This is a genomic window from Desulfurivibrio modestus (genome assembly GCF_044068625.1).
GTDB lineage: Bacteria > Desulfobacterota > Desulfobulbia > Desulfobulbales > Desulfurivibrionaceae > Desulfurivibrio.
The window spans coordinates 123,834-146,911 of record NZ_JBIPKH010000005.1 but is presented as its reverse complement, the minus strand read 5'-3'; the positions used below and the strand labels follow the sequence as shown (position 1 = coordinate 146,911).

23 protein-coding genes are annotated in these 23,078 nt (G+C 61.5%); 13 read left to right on the top strand and 10 right to left on the bottom strand.

What is annotated here, in order from left to right:
* Together ACHHRT_RS05170 and ACHHRT_RS05165 are read right to left on the bottom strand one after the other, a co-directional pair.
* A complete protein-coding gene (locus ACHHRT_RS05170; protein ID WP_395498390.1) occupies positions 1–912 on the bottom strand; it encodes a DUF362 domain-containing protein in 912 nt (303 codons plus the stop codon).
* Positions 913–1,008: 96 nt separating this feature from the next.
* Positions 1,009–1,551, bottom strand: a complete 543-nt coding sequence (locus tag ACHHRT_RS05165) for a DUF502 domain-containing protein (protein ID WP_395498389.1) — start codon at positions 1,549–1,551, stop codon at positions 1,009–1,011.
* A gap of 189 nt (positions 1,552–1,740) precedes the next feature.
* On the opposite strand from ACHHRT_RS05165, the gene ACHHRT_RS05160 reads away from it, so the two are divergent.
* The 11 genes from ACHHRT_RS05160 to ACHHRT_RS05110 all read left to right on the top strand — a co-directional run bounded on the left by ACHHRT_RS05160 (position 1,741) and on the right by ACHHRT_RS05110 (position 15,426).
* On the top strand, positions 1,741–2,241 hold the full coding sequence (locus ACHHRT_RS05160) for a TlpA family protein disulfide reductase (RefSeq protein ID WP_395498387.1): 501 nt from the start codon (positions 1,741–1,743) through the stop codon (positions 2,239–2,241).
* A gap of 77 nt (positions 2,242–2,318) precedes the next feature.
* Positions 2,319–3,197 (top strand): agmatinase, encoded by an 879-nt coding sequence (speB, locus tag ACHHRT_RS05155; protein WP_395498386.1) that lies wholly within the window; start codon positions 2,319–2,321, stop codon positions 3,195–3,197.
* A gap of 11 nt (positions 3,198–3,208) precedes the next feature.
* Entirely contained in the window at positions 3,209–3,580 is a 372-nt protein-coding gene (locus tag ACHHRT_RS05150; RefSeq protein WP_395498384.1) for a YkgJ family cysteine cluster protein, read from the top strand.
* 10 nt (positions 3,581–3,590) lie between these two features.
* Positions 3,591–4,079, top strand: coding sequence for a 23S rRNA (pseudouridine(1915)-N(3))-methyltransferase RlmH (locus tag ACHHRT_RS05145; protein ID WP_395498382.1), 489 nt, complete (start codon positions 3,591–3,593; stop codon positions 4,077–4,079).
* Entirely contained in the window at positions 4,076–4,501 is a 426-nt protein-coding gene (locus ACHHRT_RS05140; RefSeq protein ID WP_395498381.1) for a hypothetical protein, read from the top strand. Before ACHHRT_RS05145 ends, ACHHRT_RS05140 begins: the two co-directional genes overlap by 4 nt.
* A gap of 152 nt (positions 4,502–4,653) precedes the next feature.
* Positions 4,654–5,613, top strand: coding sequence for a chemotaxis protein (locus ACHHRT_RS05135; RefSeq protein WP_395498379.1), 960 nt, complete (start codon positions 4,654–4,656; stop codon positions 5,611–5,613).
* Positions 5,614–5,675: 62 nt separating this feature from the next.
* Positions 5,676–9,053 (top strand): exodeoxyribonuclease V subunit gamma, encoded by a 3,378-nt coding sequence (recC, locus tag ACHHRT_RS05130; RefSeq protein ID WP_395498377.1) that lies wholly within the window; start codon positions 5,676–5,678, stop codon positions 9,051–9,053.
* 124 nt (positions 9,054–9,177) lie between these two features.
* Positions 9,178–11,403 (top strand): NADP-dependent isocitrate dehydrogenase, encoded by a 2,226-nt coding sequence (locus ACHHRT_RS05125; RefSeq protein ID WP_395498375.1) that lies wholly within the window; start codon positions 9,178–9,180, stop codon positions 11,401–11,403.
* Positions 11,404–11,448: 45 nt separating this feature from the next.
* Positions 11,449–12,501 carry an aminoglycoside phosphotransferase family protein gene (locus tag ACHHRT_RS05120; protein WP_395498373.1) on the top strand — a complete coding sequence of 351 codons (1,053 nt, stop codon included), beginning with the start codon at positions 11,449–11,451 and terminating at the stop codon, positions 12,499–12,501.
* Complete coding sequence (der, locus tag ACHHRT_RS05115) at positions 12,488–13,843, top strand: ribosome biogenesis GTPase Der (protein WP_395498372.1); 1,356 nt, start codon at positions 12,488–12,490, stop codon at positions 13,841–13,843. Before ACHHRT_RS05120 ends, der begins: the two co-directional genes overlap by 14 nt.
* Before the next feature lie 215 nt (positions 13,844–14,058).
* Entirely contained in the window at positions 14,059–15,426 is a 1,368-nt protein-coding gene (locus tag ACHHRT_RS05110; protein WP_395498370.1) for a hypothetical protein, read from the top strand.
* Positions 15,427–15,495: 69 nt separating this feature from the next.
* On the opposite strand, the gene ACHHRT_RS05105 is transcribed toward ACHHRT_RS05110, so the two are convergent.
* The 7 genes from ACHHRT_RS05105 to ACHHRT_RS05075 form a co-directional block, all read right to left on the bottom strand.
* Positions 15,496–15,801, bottom strand: a complete 306-nt coding sequence (locus ACHHRT_RS05105) for a hypothetical protein (protein ID WP_395498368.1) — start codon at positions 15,799–15,801, stop codon at positions 15,496–15,498.
* 14 nt (positions 15,802–15,815) lie between these two features.
* On the bottom strand, positions 15,816–16,661 hold the full coding sequence (locus ACHHRT_RS05100; protein ID WP_395498366.1) for a gamma-glutamyl-gamma-aminobutyrate hydrolase family protein: 846 nt from the start codon (positions 16,659–16,661) through the stop codon (positions 15,816–15,818).
* Positions 16,648–17,640 carry an amidoligase family protein gene (locus ACHHRT_RS05095; protein ID WP_395498364.1) on the bottom strand — a complete coding sequence of 331 codons (993 nt, stop codon included), beginning with the start codon at positions 17,638–17,640 and terminating at the stop codon, positions 16,648–16,650. Before ACHHRT_RS05095 ends, ACHHRT_RS05100 begins: the two co-directional genes overlap by 14 nt.
* 270 nt (positions 17,641–17,910) lie before the next feature.
* Complete coding sequence (locus ACHHRT_RS05090) at positions 17,911–19,134, bottom strand: hypothetical protein (RefSeq protein ID WP_395498362.1); 1,224 nt, start codon at positions 19,132–19,134, stop codon at positions 17,911–17,913.
* Between the two features lie 89 nt (positions 19,135–19,223).
* A complete protein-coding gene (locus tag ACHHRT_RS05085) occupies positions 19,224–19,637 on the bottom strand; it encodes a hypothetical protein (protein WP_395498360.1) in 414 nt (137 codons plus the stop codon).
* A complete protein-coding gene (locus ACHHRT_RS05080) occupies positions 19,634–20,416 on the bottom strand; it encodes a YkgJ family cysteine cluster protein (protein WP_395498358.1) in 783 nt (260 codons plus the stop codon). The genes ACHHRT_RS05085 and ACHHRT_RS05080 overlap by 4 nt, the downstream gene beginning before the upstream one ends.
* 47 nt (positions 20,417–20,463) lie before the next feature.
* Positions 20,464–20,754, bottom strand: a complete 291-nt coding sequence (locus tag ACHHRT_RS05075; RefSeq protein WP_395498430.1) for an RNA-binding S4 domain-containing protein — start codon at positions 20,752–20,754, stop codon at positions 20,464–20,466.
* A gap of 138 nt (positions 20,755–20,892) precedes the next feature.
* On the opposite strand from ACHHRT_RS05075, the gene ACHHRT_RS05070 reads away from it, so the two are divergent.
* Positions 20,893–21,255: a YajD family HNH nuclease gene (locus ACHHRT_RS05070; protein WP_395498356.1), complete on the top strand. Its 363-nt coding sequence runs from the start codon at positions 20,893–20,895 to the stop codon at positions 21,253–21,255.
* Positions 21,256–21,341: 86 nt separating this feature from the next.
* Here ACHHRT_RS05070 and ACHHRT_RS05065 read toward each other — a convergent pair whose 3' ends face one another.
* Positions 21,342–21,947: a flavodoxin family protein gene (locus tag ACHHRT_RS05065; RefSeq protein WP_395498354.1), complete on the bottom strand. Its 606-nt coding sequence runs from the start codon at positions 21,945–21,947 to the stop codon at positions 21,342–21,344.
* Positions 21,948–22,304: 357 nt separating this feature from the next.
* On the opposite strand from ACHHRT_RS05065, the gene ACHHRT_RS05060 reads away from it, so the two are divergent.
* Positions 22,305–23,075 (top strand): hypothetical protein, encoded by a 771-nt coding sequence (locus tag ACHHRT_RS05060; RefSeq protein ID WP_395498352.1) that lies wholly within the window; start codon positions 22,305–22,307, stop codon positions 23,073–23,075.
* Positions 23,076–23,078: the final 3 nt, after the last annotated feature.

The window sequence follows — 23,078 nt, the reverse complement described above, 5'->3', positions numbered from 1 at the left end:
TCAGGCGCTCTCCAGGTTGAGACGACGGATTTCCAGTTTGTCCAGATCGGCCTCCCCCACCCCCAGGCGGACCGCTTCGCGGACGTAACCCAGATCGCTGCCCCGCATCTCAAACAGGGTGGCTCCCAGGGAATCGGCGGCCACCTGGTCGGTGCCGGCGATGATTACCCCGGGGTGACGCACGTCATCCAGGTTGCCCCCCTGGGGTCCATTGGCCACTAGAATGCGGATGGCGTCGATAATGGTTAGCCGGGGTTTGACGAAGCCGGCCATTTCGGCCAGGGCCAGGTCCAGACGCTGGTGGATCCGGCTGCGGTTGCCGCCCATGATTCCCATCAGGTTTTTGATCCCCATGGTGATCCGGGCCAGGCCGTGATGCTTGGCGATGGGCACGTTGATCAGCACGTCGGCCTCGATCGCCTCGGTGTAAAGGGGCCAGCTGGGCAGCGCCTCGCCGCCGATCCGCATCTCCCGGAAACGGCGGTCATCAACGTATTTCAGCTCCACATCCAGCGGCTTTAAGGCCGCGGCGATGCCACTCTGCACATAACAGCGGCGGGCGTCATTGACCGTGCGGTCGAACACCTTGACCTGCCGGGCTCCGGCCTCCAGGCACATCTCGGCCACCGCCGCCAGGACCTGGGGGTTGGTGGTGGCGGCCAGCTCGGGGCCACGATCAAAGGCGATATTGGGTTTGACCACCACGATATCGCCCCGGCTGACAAAGCGGTCCATCCCGCCCAAAGCGGCCACCGCCTGCCGGGTGGCCTGGCGGGGATCTCCACCTTTGGTCATCACCAGGTCGGGATGGCCGGCGGCCAGGCCCCGGCTCCAGAGAGTGTCCATGGCCGGGGGGAGCAGCAGGGTGCTGCCGGCCACCGTTGATCGCAGCAGAAATTTTCGGCGGTCCATAATCTCTCCTGATGGGTTGGTCTACCTTGGGTAAGCTGGGGCTGTTGTCGCCAGTCTAACGTGAAACCGGGTCGGCTGGCAAGGCGGCCGCCGGTCTTAACGGGAGGAGACCCCGCCGGAGACGATCAGTTTCATCACCTCGGCGGGGTTGGCGGCCAAGGGGGTGATCCGGTGGCGGGGGACAATGATCAGGTTGCCGGCGAAGTTGTAGGACTGGGGGAGATAGACGGCCACACTGTCGCTCAGGCCCAGGTTTTGCAGGTCATCCCTGGTGATGAAGCCCAGGACCCGGAGCTGCCCCTCGCCATCCAGGGCCACCGCCACCGGTTTGTTGAAGCTCTTCTTGTCGCCGACAAAGGCGTTGACCAGATCCTTGATCGAGCTGTAGAGCAGGGCCACCAGCGGCAGCCGGGCAAAGAGCCGGTCGATCAGGGTCAGCAGCCGGTGGGCCAGCAGGTTCGAGGTCACGAAGCCCACTCCCAGAATCAGGCCGATGGTCAGCAGAAAGCCCGCGCCGGGTACGGCAAAGGGAAAGATGCCGTCGATCTTGGTGAAAATCAGGTAGACCACGTACACCGTGGCCACCACCGGCACCAGAAAGAGCAGGCCATGCAGGAAATACTGGCTGATTTTTTTCATGTATTGATCCCTCCTTGGCGGATCTCTGCACAATTTATACCCCACCGGCCAGGTGATGGCAACGCGTGCCGGAGAGCCCCGCTCTTTTTTCGGCTGTGGCGGGCAGAAGGGAACTGGCATCGGGGGGCGGTGTCATGTTATAAATATCGCCTGCGGCACTCACCCAGAACAGATCCAGGAGTTATTTTTATGAAAAGATTTTTTCCTTTGATCGCAGTATGTTGTCTCTTTTTGCTTCTGACCGCTTGCGGCCGGGAGGTGGCCGAAGTGGGTGAAGCGGCCCCGGACTTTCAGCTGGTGGATACCCGGGGCCGGAACTGGGACCTTGCCGAGTTGAGCGGGCAGGTGGTTTTTCTCCACTTCTGGGCCACCTGGTGCCCCTCCTGCCGGGAGGAACTGGCCCATATTCAGCGGCTTAAAGCCGACTATGCCGCCGAGCCCCTCACGGTGCTGACCGTACTCTATCAGGATGATCCGGTGTTGGCCGGCAATATGGTCGCCATGATCAAGGGCGATTTTCCCCTCCTGCTGGATCCGGGGTCCAAGATTGCCCAGGCCTACGGGCTCACCGGGGTGCCGGAAACCTACATCATTGATCATGATGGGGTGCTGCGGGAAAAGATCATCGGCGCGGTGAACTGGGATGCCGTTCCGGCCCGCCAGATGCTGGATCACTATCTCGCCAGGTAGTCAGGCGGATCGGCTGAGAGTGGCCCGGCCGCTCACTGCCACTTGTTGTCCGGCCTTAAATGGATTATGTAGGGGTGATGAAAACAGCCACCGATTATCCCCTTTTTTTAGGCGCGGAATCCGAGGTGGGGGTCGCCCCCCGGATCGCCGTTCTTTCCGCCCCCTTGGCCGCCACCGTAAGCTGGGGCGGCGGCACCGAAGAGGGGCCGTTGGCCATCCTGCAGGCCTCTCCGGCCCTGGAGGTTTTTGACGATGAGTTGCTCCAGGAGACGGTACAGGCCGGCATCGTCACCAGGCCCCCCCTGGCCCTGGCCGGAGTGTCATCGGCGGAGGCCTGCCGGCTGATTAAAGCGGCGGTGGCCGCTGAACTGGCCGCCGGGCTTTTCCCGGTCCTGCTGGGAGGCGAACACACCGTGAGCGGCCCGGCGGTGGCGGCCATGCGGGAAAAATATCCCGATCTGCACGTGGTCCAGGTGGACGCCCATCTTGACCTGCGTGAAAGTTACGACGGCACCCGGTTGAGTCACGCCTGCGTGATGCGGCGGGTCGCCGAGCTTGAAATTCCCTTTTCCCAGGTGGGGATTCGTTCCTTTTCCCGGGAGGAGTGGGAGCTGGTGGGGGAGCGCCACTGGCAACCCTTCACCATGGCCCGCATTCTCGAGCAGTCCGACTGGCTGGAGCAACTGCTGGCCGAGATCAAGGGGCCGGTCTATCTCACGGTGGATGTGGACGGGCTGGATCCGACCATCATGCCGGCCACCGGCACTCCGGAGCCGGGCGGCCTCTTTTGGGGAGAGATCATCGCCTTGACCCGCGCCCTGGCCCGGGGGCCCCACGGCCTGGTCGGCCTGGATGTGGTCGAACTCGCGCCCCGGCCCGGGGCCGAGCATGCCGCCTTTACCGCCGCCAAGTTGATCTATCGCACCCTGGGCTATCTTTTTCCAGTGCAGAAGTAAGGAACCAAACCATGTCCGAGTCGAAAATTTTTGATTGCCGCCGCTGCGGCTACTGCTGTCAGGGGGAAACCACGGTTTCCCTGGACCAGGCTGACCGGGAGCGGCTGAGCGCCCATTTGGGCCTGCCCTTTGCCGAAGTGAAGGAGCGCTATCTGCGGGTCACCGGCAAAACCGTCCAGATGAAGACCGTGGACGGTCACTGCATCTTCTATGAAAACGGCTGTACCATCCATGAGGGCAAACCCTGGCGCTGCCGCCAGTGGCCCCTCCATCCCAGCATGCTGGCCGACAGCAGCAACTTCGAGGTGATCCGCGACTCCTGCCCCGGTTTCAAGGCCGACTTGACCCATGAGGAGTTCCGCCTGGCCATGGGCAAAGGTTGAAGATTGCCGGATGCGCTTTGAGCTGCTGTTTCTCGGCAAGACCCGGGAGGAGTACCTGGCGCGGGGGATCGATGATTTCGTCGTTCGCCTGGGCCGTTATGTCGAATTGAAGATCACCACCATCAAGGCCCCTAAACCTCCCCGGGGTGGCGGGGTGAAAAATGAAGGTGAGGAGGCGCGGTTGATCCGCCAGGAGGGTCGTCTGCTGCTCTCCCATCTGCCGGAGGGCGCCCGCCTGGTGGCCCTGGACCCCGGCGGCAGGATGCCGACCTCGCCGGAGCTGGCCGAGATCCTGACCCGCTGGGAGGAGCAGGGGAGCAACCGGATTGCCTTTGCCCTGGGTGGTCCCCTGGGGCTGGCGCCGGAGGTGAAGGCCCGGGCCGATCTGGTCCTCTCCCTGTCGGCCTTGACTTTTACCCATGAGATGGCTCGACTGCTGCTGCTGGAGCAGCTATACCGGGCCTGGACCATTAAAATCGGCAGTGGTTATCACAAATGAACGAACGGATGCAAGCGGCGGCCCAACGGCACGGCCTGCCCCATACCATGCCGCCGCTGGTGATTTACGGGGCCATGGTTCTGGGTTTGCTGGCGGCGGTTTCTTTCCGGGTCCTGACCATTGTCGAGACCATAAATCCGGCCCTGGTCCGGCCGTTGTGGTATTTTGCGGTGGTGGGCTATATCTTCTTCTTCGCCTATCGCTACTACATCACCGAGCGGCGACGACGGGCCATTGTGGCCAACCGGCTGTTGGAAAAGCTCAAAGGTCAGAGCCAGCTCAGTAGTGATGACCGGGAGCTGGTCGCCTATGTTCTCTCCTCCCTGGTCAAGTCCAAAGAGAATATCAATTACCTCTTCATCGTAGCCATCTCCCTTGTGGTGGTGGCGGTGGATCTGGTGCTTGCCCTCTATCACCATTGAGTCCGGCCAAGAGCGTAATGAATGCTTGATAAACATCGTCCGGCCACGCTATAGTGCCGATTGATGCTTTACGGTTGCGCGAACTTTTTCCCGCGGCCGGCCAGGGCGCAAGCTCTCCAATAACCAGTGGCGGGAGGAGGAGTATGGGTCAGATGGCGGGTTCCCGGACCGGTATCTTGCTGGAGTCCGGCACCAACGAACTGGAAGTGATCACCCTTTACCTGCAGTGGCTTGATCCGGCGGCCGCCGCCCCCATTCAGACCTCTTACGGAATCAACGCCGCCAAGGTGCGGGAGTTGGTGGCGATGCCCGCCGAGCTGACCGAGGTGCCGGAAAGCCATCCTTCGGTGCGGGGGGTTTTTCTGCTCCGCAACCGTACCATTCCCTTGATCGATCTCTGCCACTGGTTTGGCTATACCCCCGACACCTCCCCCGAGGCCAAGGCTAAATGGGTGGTGGTGGTTTCCGAGATCAACGGCAAGCTGTTCAGCTTTATTTCCCATGGGGTTGACAAGGTTTATCGCATCTCCTGGAATCAGATCATGCCCCCCCCCGATGTGATCGCCAGCAAGAGCAGTCTTACCGGCATGTGCCTGGTCAACAACCAGATTATCCAGATGATCGATTTCGAGAAGATCTGTGCCGACATCGATCCCAGCATGGCCATGGATGACGCCAGCCATGCCATCCAGGATCAGGCCACCGCTGAGCAGACCGACAAGTACGTGGTGATTGCCGACGATTCCGCCATGATCCGCGACCAGATCAGCCGCACTCTGGAGCGAGCGGGTTACAAGGTCAAGGCATTCCAGGACGGCCAGTCGGCCTGGGATTTCCTGGAGCAGACCATGGCCGCCGGTGAGATCGAAGGGCAGATCCTGGGGGTGGTAAGCGATATCGAGATGCCGCGGATGGATGGTCATCATCTCTGTCTGCGCATCAAGCAGCAGCCCGCCTTCGATAAGGTCCCGGTGATGCTCTTCTCCTCCCTGATCAACGATCAGGCCCGCCACAAGGGGGAGAAGGTGGGGGCCGACGACCAGATCACCAAGCCGGAGCTGGGCGCCCTGGTTCAGCGCCTCCAGGCCTGTCTGCGCCGGCTTAATCCCTAGTTTTTGCCGCTGGACAACGGGGTCGGGCTTGCGGGGCCGGTCCCGATCCATTACCTTGCGTCATGCCCAGCGAACGTCGCCTGATTCTTTACCGCAGCAACCGGATTGAAGCCCTGCTGGATTGCCTGGTGGAGGAGCTGGCTTCTCCCCCGGCCAATCCCCTGACCCCTGAGTGTATCGTGGTTCAGAGCCGGGGGATGGCAACCTGGCTGGGGCTGCGTCTGGCCGAGCGCTTCGGCGTTTGGGCCAATCCCGATTTCCCCCATCCCCGCCATTTCATGGAACGGCTGCTGCGGGCCACCCTGGACAATACCTCCGCCGCCTTCAACCGGGAAACCCTGGCCCTGGCCCTGCTGGAACTGCTGCCCCGCTTGCCGGCGACCGGGGAGTTCGCCCCCCTGCATCGTTATCTGGCCGATGGTGATGACTGGAAATGTTTGCAGTTGGCGGAGAAGATCGCCTATCTCTTCGATCAGTACGCCGTTTATCGGCCGGAACTGGCGCTGGCCTGGGAGGAGGAGGGTGCCGGCCCCGCTGCCCGGGCGGAGTCAGCCTTGGGGGATAATCGCTGGCAACCCTTGCTCTGGCGGCAGCTCAGCCGGCAGTTCGGCTCGCCGGTGCGGCCGGTGCGGGAGGCCTTGATCCGGCTGCGGGAGGGCCGGTTGCTTAGACCCGAGCTGTTGCCCCCGCGGGTGATGCTTTTTGGAATCACCACCCTTCCTCCCCTCTATCTGGCCCTGTTCAACGAAGCCGCCGGAATCATCCCGGTTAATCTCCTGCTCTTCAGTCCGGCCCGGGAGTATTGGGCCGATATCTTTGCCCCCGCGGCCCTGCAGCAGCGGCTGCTGCGCCATAACCCGGCGGCCGCCGCCCACGGACCCGGCGACCTCCATCTCAGCGGCGGCCACCCCCTGTTGGCCTCCCTGGGCAGGGTGGGGCGGGAGTTTCAGGATATCCTGGAGGAGCAAACCGAATACCAGCAGGGTCCCCATGGTGACCGGTTCAGCGAGGGGCTGGCAGTTGATGGCCGACCGCCGACTCTGTTGGGCCGTCTGCAGGATGATATTTTGGGGTTACGGCCCCCGACGGCGGCCGCTCCCCCGGCTGCCGATGATCGTTCCATCGTGATCCACTCCTGCCACAGCCCCCTGCGGGAGGTGGAAGTTTTGCACGATCAACTGCTCAGCGTGCTGGCTGCCGGGGAATTCAGCCCCCACGAGATCGTGGTGATGGTCCCCGATATCGAAATCTACGCTCCCCTGATCGAAGCGGTTTTCAATCGGCCGCCGGGAGACAAGCTGCGTATCCCCTATCGGATCGCCGATCGCCCCATGAGCCGGGAAGCGGAACTGCTCGAAGCGCTCCTGCGGCTTTTTGAGTTGGTCGGCGGGCGGCTGGGGGTTTCCCAGGTTCTTGATTTTCTGGCCTGCGAACCGGTTCGGCGGGGGCAGGGTCTGAATGATGGCCAGTTGCGGCGGATCGAGCAGTGGCTGCGCCGGTGCCTGGTCCGCTGGGGGATTGACGAGGAGCATCGCCGGCAACACGGTCAGCCCGCCGATCGGGGCAATACCTGGCGTTTTGGCTTGGATCGCTTACTGCTGGGTTACGCCATGCCCGGCCGGGAACAGCATCTTTTTGGCGGCCTGCTGCCTTATGATGATATCGAAGGTCAGGACAGCGTTACCGCCGGCCTCTTGCTGGCCTTTTGCGAGCGGCTGTTCAAGCTGGCCCGGCGGGTGGCCGCCCCCCATCCCCTGGTCCAATGGGTTGAACTGGTCCGGCAGGCCCTGGTGGATTTTTTCGATCCCCAGGATGGCGGGACGGCCGATGAGTGGCAGTGGCAGGAGATCCGCACGGTCCTGGCCTCCCTGATCGAGGAGGGGGAGGCGGCGGGGCTTGCCCGTCCCGTGGAATTGCCGGCCTTTCTTCGCCTGTTGCGGGCCCGTCTGGATGAGAGTGGCGGCAGTCATGGCTTTCTCGATGGGGGCCTGACCTTCTGCACCATGCTGCCCATGCGGACCATTCCCTTCCCCATGGTCTGCCTGCTGGGGATGAGTGACGGCGCCTTTCCCCGCCGGGAGGGTGCCCTCGGCTTTGATCTGATGGCCGCCGAACCCAAGCCCGGCGACCGTTCCCGCCGCCAGGAGGACCGCTATCTCTTTCTGGAATCCCTGCTGGCGGCCCGCCGCCGGCTCTATATCAGCTATGTGGGTCGCAGTATCCGGGACAACCGGGAATTGCCCCCCTCGGTGCTGGTCGATGAACTGCTGGATTGCCTGGCCGCGATGGTGTTTTCTTCCGGGGAAAAGGATGATCCCCAGGAGGAGCGGCAAAAGGTGGTGGCCCGCTTTGTCGTTCAGCACCCCCTGCAGCCATTCAGCCCCCGCTACTTTCAGGATCAATCCGGCCCCCTCTTTACCTACGCGGCTGAATATCTGCCGGAACCGGCCTCTCCGGCGGCGGGCGATCGCCCCGGGGCCGAGCCCCCCGGGCAAACGCCCGCCGTTGCCCTGGCCGAACTGCACACCTTTTTTCGCAATCCCGCCGCCTGGTACGCCCGTCGGATTCTGGGCCTGAGCCTGCCGGACCGGGGGGAGGCGGCGGAGGATCGGGAGCCGCTTTTCGTTGAGAAGCTTGAACGCCATCGCATCGGCCGGCAACTGTTGCAGGACCCCGAACTGATCCTCGCCGGCCCCGATCCATCCCTGCTCGCGATTATGCGGGCTGCCGGAGCCCTGCCCCCGGGGGGGGCGGCTGCGGTAACCCTGGCGGCGATTATCAGGGAGGTGGAGCCGGTGGCCGCCTTTCTGGCCGCCAATCCCGGCGGCCGGCCCTTGCCCCCCTTGACCCTTGATCTGGCGCTGCCCACCGGTATCAGGTTGGTTGGGGAATTGGGGCAGCGGGGGCAAGCGGCACTGCTCCGCTCCACCCCGGGAAAAACCTCACCCGCCTTTTTTCTGGTCGGCTGGCTCGACCACCTGGCCCTTTGCGCCCAGGCCCCGCCGGACCAGACCCTGCAAACCATCATGGTGGGCCGGGGCGACCATAACTTGGCCGATATCCGGATCTTGCGGCCCCTTGCCCCGGTCACGGCCCGTGAACTGTTGCAAGATCTGCTGGAGCTGTTCCAGTTGGGCCAGCGGCAACCGTTGCCCTTCTTCCGCCGCAGCTCTTATGAGCTGGTCAGCAAACTCTCCGCCGGCGGCAAGACTTCGGCCGCGGCGGCCCTGGTCAAGGCCCGCCAGGCCGCCCACAACGCCTTTTACGGCACCGGTTACGACCACGGGGTTCCCCCCGAGGCGACTGAACCCTACGTGGAGATGACCTTTGCTCCGCCACATCTCCCTGAATTTGATGGGACCGGCGAGCTGCTGCCCGGTTTCGAGGAGGTCGCCCAGCGGGTTTATCAGCCCATGACGCGGCAGCTGGAGAAGTTCTGAGTCGGGGCGGCCGTTGCCTTTAACGCTGATATGACGTGCAATCCGGCCCGGTTTGTGCTAAACCTCCACGGTTGATGGCAAACCTCACCCCCATGGAACCCCCAATGAATACCGAGGGAGCAAGATGACCACCCAGAAAATAATCTACACCGAAGTCGATGAGGCCCCGGCCCTGGCAACCTATTCCCTGTTTCCGGTTCTGAAGGCCTATGCCGCCGGTACCGGCATCATGATAGAGCAGTATGACATCTCGCTGGCCGGCCGAATCATCGCCAATTTTCCGGAAAACCTCACGGAAGAGCAGCGGATTCCCGACTATCTCGCCGAGCTGGGGGAGTTGTGCAAGCGGCCCGAGGCCAACATCATCAAACTGCCCAATATCAGCGCCTCCATTCCCCAGCTCAAGGCGGCGATCAAGGAGCTGCAGGAACAGGGCTACAATATTCCGGACTATCCCGCTGAGCCGCAAACTCCCGCCGAGAAGGAGTTGCAGGCCAGGTTTGCCAGGGTATTGGGCAGCGCCGTCAATCCGGTGCTGCGGGAAGGCAACTCGGATCGCCGGGCCCCGGCCTCGGTGAAGCGGTTCGGCCAAAAGAACCCCCATCGGCTGATGAAACCCTGGCCGGAAAACTCCAAGTCACGGGTCGCCCACATGAGCGGCGGGGATTTCTATGGCAGCGAACAATCCCTGACCCTTGGGGAAGATTGCGAGGCGAAGATCGAATTCGTGGGTGATGATGGCCAAACCGTGACCCTCAAAGATAGTTTACCCCTACTGGCCGGGGAGGTGGTCGATGCGGCGGTGATGAGCGTGGCCGCCCTGGGGAGCTTCTACCAGGAGCAGATCGCCGCCGCCCGCCGGGACGGCGTGCTGCTCTCCCTGCATCTCAAGGCCACCATGATGAAGGTTTCCGACCCGATCATGTTCGGCCATTGCGTGGCGGTCTTCTACCGGGAGGTTTTCCGCAAGCACGCGGCGGTGATCAAGGAGTTGGGGGTCAACGTCAACAACGGCCTGGCCGATCTTTACGGCCGGATCCAAAATCTGCCGACGGCCCAGCGGGCGGAGATCGAAGCGGATATCATGGCCTGTTACCAGCGGAACTGCCAACTGGCCATGGTTGACTCCAGTAAGGGGATCACCAACCTGCATGTGCCCAACAATGTGATTATCGATGCCTCCATGCCGGTCTTTATCCGGGATGGCGGCCGGATGTGGGGGGCCGATGACGCCCTCCACGACACCATCGCCATGGTGCCCGACCGCAGCTACGCCACCATCTACCAGCAGGTGGTGGAGGATTGCAAACAGCACGGCGCCTTTGATCCGGCCACCATGGGCAGCGTGGCCAACGTGGGTCTGATGGCCCAGAAGGCCGAGGAGTACGGCTCCCACGACAAGACCTTCGTCGCCCCCGGCAACGGCACCATTCGGCTGGTTGACCGGGGGGGGAAGGTCCTGCTCTCCCAGGCCGTGGCCCCCGGAGATATCTTCCGGGGCTGCCAGACCAAGGACGCTCCCATCCGCGACTGGGTCAAGCTGGCGGTGACCCGGGCCCGGGCCACCGGCAACCCGGCCATCTTCTGGCTGGATGAAAAGCGGAGCCACGACGCCCAGCTGATCGCCAAGGTCAAGGCCTATTTGCCCGACCACGACACCACCGGCCTGGATCTCCGGATCATGCGGCCCGATGAGGCGATGCGTTTCTCCCTGGCCCGGATCAGAAAGGGTGAGGATACCATTTCGGTTACCGGCAACGTCCTGCGCGATTACTTGACCGATCTCTTCCCGATTCTGGAACTGGGGACCAGCGCCAAGATGCTCTCCATCGTGCCCCTGATGAACGGCGGCGGCCTGTTTGAGACCGGCGCCGGCGGCTCGGCTCCCAAACATGTGGAACAGTTTTTGCGGGAAGGTCATCTGCGCTGGGATTCTCTGGGTGAGTTCTGTGCCATCGTTCCCTCCCTGGAGCATCTTTACGCCGCCTCTAAAAACGAGAAGGCGGCGATCCTGGCGCGGACTCTGGACCAGGCCATCGGCAAATTCCTGGAGAACGAGAAATCACCTTCCCGCAAGGTGGGTGAGTTGGACACCCGGGGCAGCCATTTCTATCTGGCCCTCTACTGGGCCCAGAGCCTGGCCGAACAGGGTGAGGATGGCCAACTGCGCGAGCGCTTCGCCGCTCTGGCCGGGGAGTTGGCCGCCAACGAGGCCAAGATCGTGGCCGAACTCAACGCCGCCCAGGGCCGACCGGTGGATATCGGCGGCTACTATCGGCCGGACCGGGAAAAAACCGGCCGGGCCATGCGCCCCAGCCCCACCCTCAATGCCATTGTGGATTCCCTTTAAAGGGGTGGGACGGCGCCGGGGCCGGAAGGATGGCGGGGTGAAGGATTGAGCGCTGAGGTGATCGGAGAGCTTTGGCGGCGGTTGACCGGGGCGGGGGAGGGGCCGGCGACGGTGGAGGTCCTGGCCGGGGATGGTTCCGATCGGCGTTTCTATCGTTGCCGCGGGGCCGACACCACCACCCTGCTGCTGGTGCTGCCGGGGAACGCCGATGCCCAGGGGCTGGCCGAAGCCGCCGCCGCCGAAGCGATCGGTCGCCATCTGGGGCGAGCCGGGGTGCCGGTGCCGCGGATTCATGGCTTTGATCCGGCCAGCGGCGCTCTGCTGCTGGAAGATCTGGGGGATCTTCTGCTCCATCACTGGTTGCGGGCGCGGCCGGCGGCCCGGGAGATCGCCGCTTATTACCGCCGGGCCATCGAGGCCCTGCTGCTCCTGCAGGTTAAAGCCCGGCCCGGTTTTCCCGTGGACGCCTGCTGGGATACCCGCCGCTACGACCGGCGCCTGATGCGGGAGCGGGAGTCCGGCTATTTTTACCAGGCCCTGGGTCGCGATTGGCTGGGCTGGGGAGAGCTGTCCGCCCCACTGGCCGCCGAATTTGAACTGCTGGCCGAACTGGCCGCCGGGCAACCCGCCGACTTTGTCCTCCATCGGGACTACCAGTGCCGCAACCTGATGCTCCAGGGCGACCGGATTCGGATCATTGATTATCAGGGGGCCCGCCTGGGGCCGTTGGCCTACGATCTGGCCGCCCTGCTCAACGATCCCTACGCCGCCCTGGCTCCTGATCTGCGGGCCGCCCTTTTCGATTTCTACCTGGCAAGGGTTGCGGAACTGCTGCCGGATCTGGACCGGGAAAATTTCCGGCGGGGTTGGTATTTTTTGGCCCTCCAGCGTAATCTCCAGGTTCTGGGGGCCTTTGCCTTTCTAACCCGGCGGCGGGGCAAACAATTCTTTCGGAACTATCTGCGGCCCGCCGCCGGGCAACTGGTTTCGCTACTCAACGAGATGCCCGAGGGCCACCGTTTCCCGCTTCTGCGGCAGCTGGCGGCCACCTTGCCCGAAAAAATCAACCTGGAACAGAAAGGTCATGACCACGAATAATACCCTGCCGCTGGTGGCGCTGATTGGGCGGCCCAACGTGGGTAAGTCCAGCCTCTTCAATCGGATTGCCGGCAGCCGCAAGGCGATTGTCGATCCCACCCCCGGGGTGACCCGGGACCGCCATTATGAAAAGGTGACCTGGAACGAGCGCACCTTCATGCTGATCGACACCGGCGGGATCGAAAGCGATCAAGAGTCCAGGATCAACCCCCTGATCCAGGAGCAGACCAGGCTGGCGGTGGCCGAGGCCGACATGGTCCTTTTCCTGCTGGATGGCCGGGAGGGGGTGATGCCCGAAGATCGGGATGTGGTGGATATTCTCCGCCGCTCCGGCAAGAGGGTTCTCTATCTGGTCAACAAGATCGACGCTCCGGATCAGGCCGCCCGCCTGCTGCCCCCCTTTTACGAACTGGGGGTGGATCAGCTCTGGCCCCTCTCCGCCGCCCACGGCCTGGGCTTGAGTGACGTTCTCGACCAGGTGGTGGCGGAGCTGCCCCCGGATCAGGCCGCCGAATCGGCGCCGCCGCCGGACACCATCAAGATTGCCTTCATCGGCCGGCCCAATGTGGGCAAATCATCGCTGGTCAACCGGCTGCTGGGGGAGGAGCGGATGGTGGTTTCCGATCTGCCCGGCACCACCCGGGATTCGGTGGATACCATGCTGACCAAGGGGGATAAAAACTATCTGCTGATCGATACCGCCGGAATCCGGCGCAAGGGCAAGGTTCGGGAGCGGGTGGAAAAATTCAGCGTGGTTCGGGCCTTGCACACCCTGGAACGTTGCGATCTGGCCCTGATCCTGATCGACGCCGAAGAGGGGGTGACCGAGCAGGATACCAAGGTCATCGGTTACGGGCTGGAGCGGGGCCGGGCCTGCCTGGTCCTGCTTAATAAGTGGGATCTGCTGAAGAGCGACCGCAAGCGCCAGGAGCATCTGCTGGCCGAGGTGGAGCGGGCGGTCCATTTTGCCGGTTATGCCCCGGTGCACAAGGTTTCGGCCCTCACCGGGATCGGCATCGGCAAGCTCTTTCCCCTGTTGGACAAAGTCCACGAGCAGTACAGCCGCGAGTTCTCCACCCCCCGCCTCAACAAAATTCTCAGCGAAGCGGTGGCGGCCCATCCTCCGGCCATGCATAAGGGGCGGCGCCTCAAACTCTACTATGTCACCCAGATCAGCAGCCGGCCGCCCACTTTGATCATCTTTGCCAACGACCCCAAGGGGATCCACTTCTCCTACTCCCGTTTCCTGGTCAATCGCTTCCGCGATGCCCTGGGCCTGGACCAGGTACCCCTGCGGATCTTCTTCCGCCAGCGCCAACGGCGGGGCGATAACCCGGGTTGAGATTTTTTTACGTTTATGCCACCCAAGGTTTGACCTTGCCGGTCCTTGACGCCAAGGGCCGGCAAACTGTTTCTTTGTTGACAGGCCGGTCGGCAACCGCTATTGCATATGAGTATGAATGTTTTTGCCGGTGGGTCTGCGGGTATCTCCTGTATGCCCGTTTTGGGGCAGGGCTTGAAAGAGCGTTTTCCTATCATATAAAAGGATCAAAAGAGATGAAGCCCGACCTCCAGCACAGAAGACGCTTCGCCGTGCTTTTGAGTACGGTTCTATTGCCAGTGGTGATCGCCTCCTGTGGCGGAGGTGGTGGCGACAGCACACCGACTCCCCCCCCCCCCCGCACGCCCGACTGGGGTACCGTCCAGAATATTGGCTTCACCACAGACAGTGCTGCCTTGCCGCAAATCGCCATGGATGACGCCGGCAAGGTCGTGGCGGTCTGGCACGGAACCGACGGCGATTACAAACATATTCGGGCCAACTATTTCAACGGCAGCTCCTGGGGAGAGCCCGAGCGTCTGAGCACCTATCAATCCGGCAATTGGGCGGAGCAGCCGCGAGTTGCCATGGATGGTTCCGGTAACGCCGTGGCCATCTATCACCAACTCGATACCGACAACAAATATTACATCTGGGCCAACTATTTTAACGGCGCTGCCTGGAGTGATGCCCAACAGGTCTACGGAGCCTCGGCGCATTCACCCGACGTTGCCATGGGTGCCGCGAGCCATCCCATCGCGGTCTGGCACCAATATGTCGCCCAAGGAGGCGGCGACAGTACCTGTATTTATGCCAAACAATTCAACGGTGCTGATTGGGAGACCGACGGAGCGCCCATTGGCACTTGTAGCGCGGGCAATTTTGCCTATTATCCCCGGATCGCCAGGGCAGGCGGCGGCCAGGCCATGGCGGTCTGGCAGCAGGGGGTGGGCGGCGGTTTTACCAACATCTGGGCCAACTCTTTTGACGGTGCTGCCTGGGGCACGGCCGCGCTGATTGAAAACATTAATCTCTATGACGCCCACGCGCCGCAGATCGCCATGAATGGCTCCGGCCAGGCCATGGCGATCTGGCGGCTATCGAATGGCACGCGCGAAACCGTCCGGGCTCGCTATTTTAACGGCACGGCCTGGGGGACAGAGGCCACGGCTATCGATTTTTCATTAGAGGGCAACGCCTCTAATCCCCGGGTGGTTATGGATGCCGCGGGCCAGGCCATCGCTGTTTGGGAACAACTTGCCGACAACGGCCGTTATTTCATCGGGGCCAACTTTTTTGACGGCACCTCCTGGGGTACGGCCACGCGGATCTCATTAGATCCCTTGGAGATTTACGACGCGCGCTATCCCCAGATCGCCATGGATGGCTCCGGCAACGCCATGGCGATCTGGCACCTGTCATCCGGCAGCGAAAAGCTTATTGTGGTCAGCTATTTTAACGGCACCTCCTGGGACAACGCACCGCGCAATATCGGGAGTAGTTCCCCAGGCCCCGCTGGCCCGCAAATCGCCATGAATGGCGCCGGCCGGGCCATGGCGGTTTGGTTTAATAACGGTAATATCCAGGCCCGCCACTTTGATTAAGAACATAACCGATTCCTCCAGCCTCCTTGCAAGTTCGCCCCAGCCGGGAGACTCCGGGCGGGGGAGCCTTTATTCCAGGCGCTCTTGGGCGATCCGGAGGGCAAGCGCCCTATCTCTGGTAAAGAGGTGCCACCTCATTGCAGTTGAATGGATGCCGGCCCTCCTGTCCTGGCCTCTGGCGTGGTACCAGTGGCCGAAGCGTTGGACCGTGGCAAAGGGGTGGTTCTTTTTGCACAACATCCCACAGGGCTTGATCTCTTTGAAATAGATGGTTTCATCGGCATCCTGGTCGAAGGCCATCTCCTTGGGCAAGGCGATTTGCGAGAGATCAACGCCTGCGGCTTCCTGCTGATCCAGCCAGTCTGCAACTTTCATCGGATTTTTTCTCCTTAGGGCAAAACAGTGTCTCCGCCCGAACGGCAAGATTTTCTGCTCGCTTTGATCAAGGCCCGGAAAAGGCGCTGCTGAACATTTTTCTGGGGCAAATATTCCGGATGCCACTGAACGCCGATGCACCAGCGGTCGGTGGCCTCGATGGCCTGAATGACCCCGTTGCTCTCCCGGCCGACGACCCGCAGTTGGTGGCCAAGGGTGGCCACCGCCTGGTCGTGCAGGGCGTTGACCTGCACCGTGGTGGCGACAAAAATCCGCGCCAGTTGTGAATCTTCTTGCAAATGGACCTTTTTTACCGGCAGCAGGCTTCGTACTTTCGGGGTTTCGGCGTAGAAACCGCTGAGGTCCCGGTTCAGGGTCCCGCCCCGCACCACGTTGAGCAGTTGCATGCCGCGACAGATGCCCAGGATCGGCTTGCCTGTCGCCAGGGCCTGGCTGATCAGGTTTTTTTCCAGCAAATCCCGGTCATTATCCAGGGTGCCGCCGTGGGACTGAAAGATCAGCCGCAAAACCCACAGCAGGGGGTAGAAAAAGTAGCCGAACAGGCGTTGGTTGAAGCGTTTTTCCGCCCCTTTGATCTCTTGGGGCGCGGGCCCTTCCTCGCCGTTGTCGTAGAGTTCCGGGTCCACATCGGCGCCGCCGCCGACGAGCAGGGCGTCGAAAGGGCGTCCTCTTTGTGGTTTGCCGGGACGTACCCGGAAGGGGCGGCCCCCGGCCCGGCGCACCGCCCAGGCGGTGAAAAACCAGGCCGGCCAGCCGCCGCGATCCGGCCCGGTGACGGCCACCGTGGGGCGAAACCGTGGCGTCGGCGTTCTGCTTTTGGCTGGCTCAGAACCAGCCACGGATCCGTTCCGTCCACTGGTCGGTGAATTGCCCCAGGGCCTGGGCCGGGCGTTGCAGGTATTGGGCGGCGGCGGCTTGCAGTTGTTGCCGGTTGGCCGCCAGGTGTTCCACCTCGGCCCAACCGTTGAAGGGTTGGGCCAGGCTCCAGGCGGGGTCGTCGATCTCGCAGTTGGGCAGCCGGTAATGCAGGGCCGGCCGGGGCTTGATCAGCTCATGCTCCACCGGCGCCGCCCAGACCCGCTCCCGGTCGATTTCGGCAAACAGCGGCAGCATGTCCAGGGGCCGATTGCGGGTGGGGTTGTATTCCAGGTAGTCGTCGATCAACCGCGCCATGGTCGGCTGGTAATCCGGTTGCAGGATCAGGCGTATGTAGCTGCCGGGAAAGGGGCGGATATAGGGGGAAAGCTGGCGGGTTAAGTCGATGTTGCCGGCCTTGAGCAGGGCCTCGTTCAGCAGGACAAAGGCCCGCAGGATGGCGGTAAGCCACTCCGCGCCAAGGCTGTGGGCTTCGATATTGATCTGCAGACCAAAGGCGTACAGCAGGGAAGACTGGGTGCCCTTGGCGCCTTTTTGCTGGAGGTCGGCCCGCACCCGGTCCAGGCGGGGCAGGGCGCTCAGCGGCAGGGGGGGGGCCACGATCTCGTGGGGCACCAGGATCCCGGCGGCGTCGGCCAGCCATTGCTCTAAAGTTTCGCGGTCCTCGTCGTCCAGTTCGATGCCTAAGGCGCGCAGATGCTCCCGGTAGCGGCGGTCCTGCAGGACCCGGGCGTCCAGTTCGATGACGAAATCATCGAATTCCGGCACCCGGACCCGGCTGAGAAAGGGGTTGAGGCGTTCCACCCGGCCGCCGAACTCGGTCTGAACCGCTTCGGCCATGGTGCCCAGGTCCACCCCGGCCATTTCGATCTCAATCCCCACCCGGCGGGGCTGGCCGGCGGGGCCGTTAGCCCAGGGAAGTTTTCTAAATTCGGTGGTCATTGTTGGGTAGGCTGGGTTATCATTGATCTCGGTCGCCGGCCGATGGCAGCGGTTAGGGCGGGAGCCTGGTTATGGGCTTTTCTTCCGGCCGGTTTTTCTTCTTCTAGCGGCAGAATTCCAGGACTGTCAAGGTAAAACCGACCGGATTCGGGGTGCCGACCTGCCCGAAAAACAACAGCGCGCTGTTGAGGTCATGAAAAGTTTCCAGGAGTCGCTGCCTTTTTTCAACAGCGAAAAATCAGGACGCTGGCAGTCAATATTCTGGTCGGGTTACATACAGTTTTTCTCAAAAAGAAAATCACCGCCTTTGTGCCTGAAAAGGTTGACCCCGACTCCACCGCAGAGCAGGGAGTCGTCGGTAATTATTTCAAGCAGGTTGATGCAGAAGCTCTGGGGCCTCCGTTTTCTGGTGCTGTTGATCTGCCCCCAGCCCCCGAGGGATCGCTCTCCCTGGGACATGGTGATGTTCACCGGAAAACGGCTGCTGCCGTCGATCTCGGCTTCCCCCTTGAGGATGACCACGCCTTCCGGCCGAACAAAATTACCGTCATAGACGACGTAAACATTGACGTTGGCATCCCTGTCGTCAATATCAGCCGCCCAGCGGGTCTGAAAGCTCACTTCCGGGCTAACGTCAATCGGTTGCAGCAAAAGCTCATAGGTGAAAATCCTCTCGTGGAAAGGATTGCCGTTTAGATGCATCGTCAGGTCAATATGCTGCAAGGTCGGGCAGGCAATTATCCGCTCGGAGAGTTCGGCACAAACCTCACCGCCGGGCTCAAGGTTTCGGCCGGAGAAAGAGGCCGGGTATTTGCCGTCAACCCCGACGGCAAAATCGTAGATCAACCAGGCGGGATCAACCTTTACGGCGAGGGCCGACTCGTTTTTGAGGCAAACCTTACTGGAGCTTTTTTCGCTGAAGGCTCGCAGGCTGTAGCGCAGTTCCAGGTCAAGGGGCGGGGCGCTGCCGGCAACCTGCTGCGGGACACCCGGTTTGGCGAACCCCCGTGAAGCTCCCGCGGGCGAGGGGGCAGCGGCAGTCAGTGGATAAGAGTGCTCAACCATGGTCATCCCCTGCGCCCGGTCAACCAGGGTCAAAACCACCCCGGCGATTGCCGGCTGCGCTTCATAGGAGCGGGTAAGGGTGAAAACCTTGCCCGCGGTGCCGGCCGGCAGCACAATATCCTCGCCGGCGAGCAGCCTTTCCCCGCGATTATCGACAAAATGTGATTGCAACGCGTAAGTGTCGGCGGCGATCGCCTTGGTCACCTTGAGATCCACCCGCCAGGCGGCCATGGCGCCATCTTTGGCCGGAGTGCTGATAAAGTTGCTCAGCTGGAAAGCGCCCCCGGGCTGAGCCAGGTTGGTGATTACGGAGCGGATCGCGAGACCGGGCCGGGTGAGATCTGAATTTTCCCGTGGCTCAGCCGGGCCGGTATCCGGCAGGACAAGCGTCACCACAGCGACACAAAGCAGAGCGATGATTTTTTTCATGACCAATCTCCCGGAAGGCAAGGACGCGTCCAACCGCCACCAGGCCTAGGACGCATCCTCCTTGGGCGCGGTTAAGTGGGCGAGTCGGGTTACTTGTGGGTGTCATAGGTGGGGAGATCCCTTTTGGGAAATTCCGCGCCAGGTCTCTCCACCTTAGGGAAAGCCGTTCCGGGTTTCTCCACCTTCGGGAAAGCCGTTCCAGGTCGCTCCACCTTAGGGAAAGCCGTTCCGGGCGCCTCCACCTTCGGGAAAGCCGTTCCGGGTCGCTCCACCTTCGGGAAAGCCGTTCCAGGCCGCTCCACCTTCGGGAAAGTCGTTCCAGGCCGCTCCACCTTGGGGAATGTGCCGACGGCACCACGGTTCCCGGAGTCGGTAATAACCTTCTCGTTTTCCAGCGCGAACACGCTGTCGGTGCCAATGCCCAAGGTCATTCCGAGGGTTAAAGTCGCAACGGCAAGATTAAGGGTCGTTGAGTGCTTTTTCTCTGCTGTTTTTTTCTTCATCCCTCTTCTCCTTTTGGCGGGATCGCCAACTCTTCCATGGTTGCGATGTGCAGGGTCACGAGTTGATCCATCTCCAAGGGAACGGAGGTTCCCCGTTTCTGGCAGGCGGCGGCAACCATCCCATCCACGTCGAGCCACTTCATGATATCCGGGCGTTGCCCTGCCCCTCCGGCGGCGATGGCGTTGCGGGTCTGCTCGGGCAGGTCGGCGTCATTCCTGATAATCCGCTGCAAGGTTTCAAAGATCCGGTAGAAGAGGGCCTGGTATCTGTTTGCCGCATCCATGTACGGCTGCGCGCCCTGTTCGCCCAAGAAGGCGTCCACCGTTCCGGACTCTCCGTACACTCCTTCGCATTGGGGGGAGGATTTCAGTTCCCGGAACGTCTCCCGCCCGCGGCTGTCGACCCAGCGACCCAGCGGATAGGTGCGGCACGCCAAGGGCCGGTCTGGGTGCACCGCGCAACCGCCATCCGCGAGAAAAACGCATGCGGCGTCATCCCGAATCCGCAGGTAAGGACCGTTGACTTCGAGAAAGGTGTGAATAAATTCGCCGGTCGATATCGACCGGTTGCGCGCCAATCGCAGGATTTCGTAGGGGTTTGTTTGAATACGTTTATTGTGACAGCAACGGCCACACGCACGGCACGCATATGAGAACGGGCTGGTGCGCTCCAAGACGGGGTTGCTTTCACAAACCAAGGTGTTGGTCAAAATGTCCGACCTCGTCGGGGTTTCGGCTGCGTCAGGTCGCTGGGGATGGATGGTAAAAAAAAGAAACATCGGCCACTCCCCCATGCAAACAGGCTAGCAAAGCCGATCCTCTTGCGTCAAGGATTCTGTTGCCCCGCTTTCTCAGAGCATGCTGCCGCGGTTGAGCTGATCCGGTAGGCCTTCCCGCCGATTTCCACCACGAAACCATCCCGCAACTGCTTTCCCCGTTGATTTTCCACCACCCCGTTGACCTTTACCTCGCCCTGTTGAATGCGTAGTTTGGCCTCTCCGCCGGTGCTGACCAGGGCGGCCATTTTCAGAAACTGACCCAGTCTGATCATTTCAGTTTCAATGACAATGGTTTGCAAGTCAGGGCTTTGGCCTTGGCTCTTGGGCTCGGTAATCATAGAGAGAGATTTTTCCATGTCGTCCTCGACATATTTTAAAAGCGATACGCTTATCATAAAGCGGTTGTTATAATGTGCAATTAAGTATTGATCGGTTCCATAACCTACGGGGAACTTGATTCCCACCGGGAGGCGTTCGTGAAAAGAGCAGACAAGCCGGCGGCCCTGACCGAGGCCCAGCGGGAAAGGGAGAAACGAGCCCAGAGTTATCGGGAGCAGGCGCTCAAGCTCTATCCCTGGGTCTGCGGGGCCTGCGGTCGCGAGTTCAGCGGCAAGAAATTGCGCGACCTCACCGTCCACCACAAGGATCACAACCACGACAATAACCCGCCCGACGGCAGCAACTGGGAGCTGTTGTGCATCTACTGCCATGACAACCAGCATGATCGTCAGAGCGTTGCCGACTCCTATGGCGCCATCCGACCGGGGGAAAAGCCGGAAGGGGTGGCCAGTTCAACCCCCTTTGCCTCCCTTGGGGATCTGCTGAAGGCCAAAAAATGAGAGGACCGGTTGGGGGCATGGACGGGGGATGGGTCGATGCCATTCCCCGTCCACGGGGTTAGTCTGTCATATTTGGCAGGGGTGGCCTACTCCCGCATCAGGGCTGCCACCTCGGCCATGCGCCGGCCAAGATTTCTGGCGGTGGCAATACCAGTGGTATCGCCCTGGTGGCCATCGGAATGGTTGGCCCAGCCGGTGCCGCCGAAATGATCGCCATCTCCGACAATGATCATGTCGTGGATCATCATGGCCGCGTGTACCGCCTGGATGGTCAACTCTTGGCCGCCATTGCGCGAACCTCCCACCGCGATGACGCCGCCCAGCTTGTTTTTAAACATGAAACCGTTGCGCCTGAAGAGCACTGTGCGGTCAAGAAAGGCTTTGGCCTGACTCGACATACAGCCCATATAAACCGGGGTGGCCACGATGATTCCTGCCACCTCGGGGGCGGCGAGCTTGGGGATAAGCTCCTGAAAATCGTCCTGTTGGCTGCATTTAACCCCCTTTTTGCAGGTGTCGCAGGCCAGGCAGCCATGAAAACGCAGCGCCGCCAGGTCAATGACCTCTACCTCCAGGCCCTTGCCCTTGCCCTGGGCCGCGGCACTCTCCTTTAGCTCATCAAGACATTGCTCCAGGAGAAAACGGGTGGATTTGTTTTTTCTGGCGCTGGCCGAAACTCCAACTATCTTCATAATAATATGTCCTTTTCCTTGCTCGTTTTTATTTGCAGGTAATTGCGGATCTTGACCGATGCTCGCATTTGTTGCGGCACGGTACAATCTAGGTGATTATAAAACGGAGGTCAAGTTTGTGCGGCCACCCTGGTTGCATCCGCGTGGCGTTTCGGAAGGGGTAGGGGCTGGGGCTGGATTTTGTCGCCGGGCGGCTTACTATTTTTCTTGACATGCCGATCGGCAGCCTTTATTGACGATGAAGTGTCGGTTTTTGAGGGGCAAGTTGCATGGGGTTGTCATCGATGATTCGTTTTTCTGTCAGGGCGGCCGAAAGGAAATTACTATCACCTATCTGGTGCCTGAGGGGAGTCTGCCATGGACGCCGCCATCATCCTGTCAGTCGGTAGTTTTCTGGCCATTCTTGCTGCACTGGTGTTGCTGCGGGCAAAAAACAGCCGCTTTGAGGTTAAGCCCTCCGACATTGTGGTGGCGGTTGTACCGGTGGTGGTCTTTTTGCTGGTCACCGGCAAGTTGCAGACCCTCGAAATCGGTGAGGGCGGACTCAAGATAGAATCCGCCTTTGTCAAGGCCGGCGAAGTCAGCATCGACCAGCAGGTGGAACCTTTGACCGGAGTGCCTGCCGAGCCGGTGCGCCTCGATCCCAAAGAGGCGGTGAGCAAGATTCCACAATTGATTGAACGGCGCACCGAAGGCCTGCTGTTTCGCCTTGGACATGGCGGCTACTGGGGGCCGGCCATCGAGGAATATTTTGCGGCACTCTCGCGCCAGCCCTTCTTCAAATATCTCATCATCGAACATCCCGATGGGCGTTTTTTCGGCATCGTTGACGCCCGCGCGCTTACCGAACTGTTGCAGAATTCCAATGCCCCTTATCGCGCAGATGACCTGGCGCGTTGGTTGAACCAGACTGATACCAAGAAGCTGGCGCAGTTGCCTGGGTTTGTTGCGGCTAACGACGCAATCCCCACCGGCACCGATAAATTCCAGGCCCTGCAGCGCATGGAAACCCTTGGCGTCGAACGGCTGCCGGCGGTGGACGAAGTGCAGCGTTTCGTCGGCATGATCGAGCGCTCGCGGCTCACCGCGAGTCTGCTCATCGATGTGACCAAGAGTTTGCAAAAATGATGG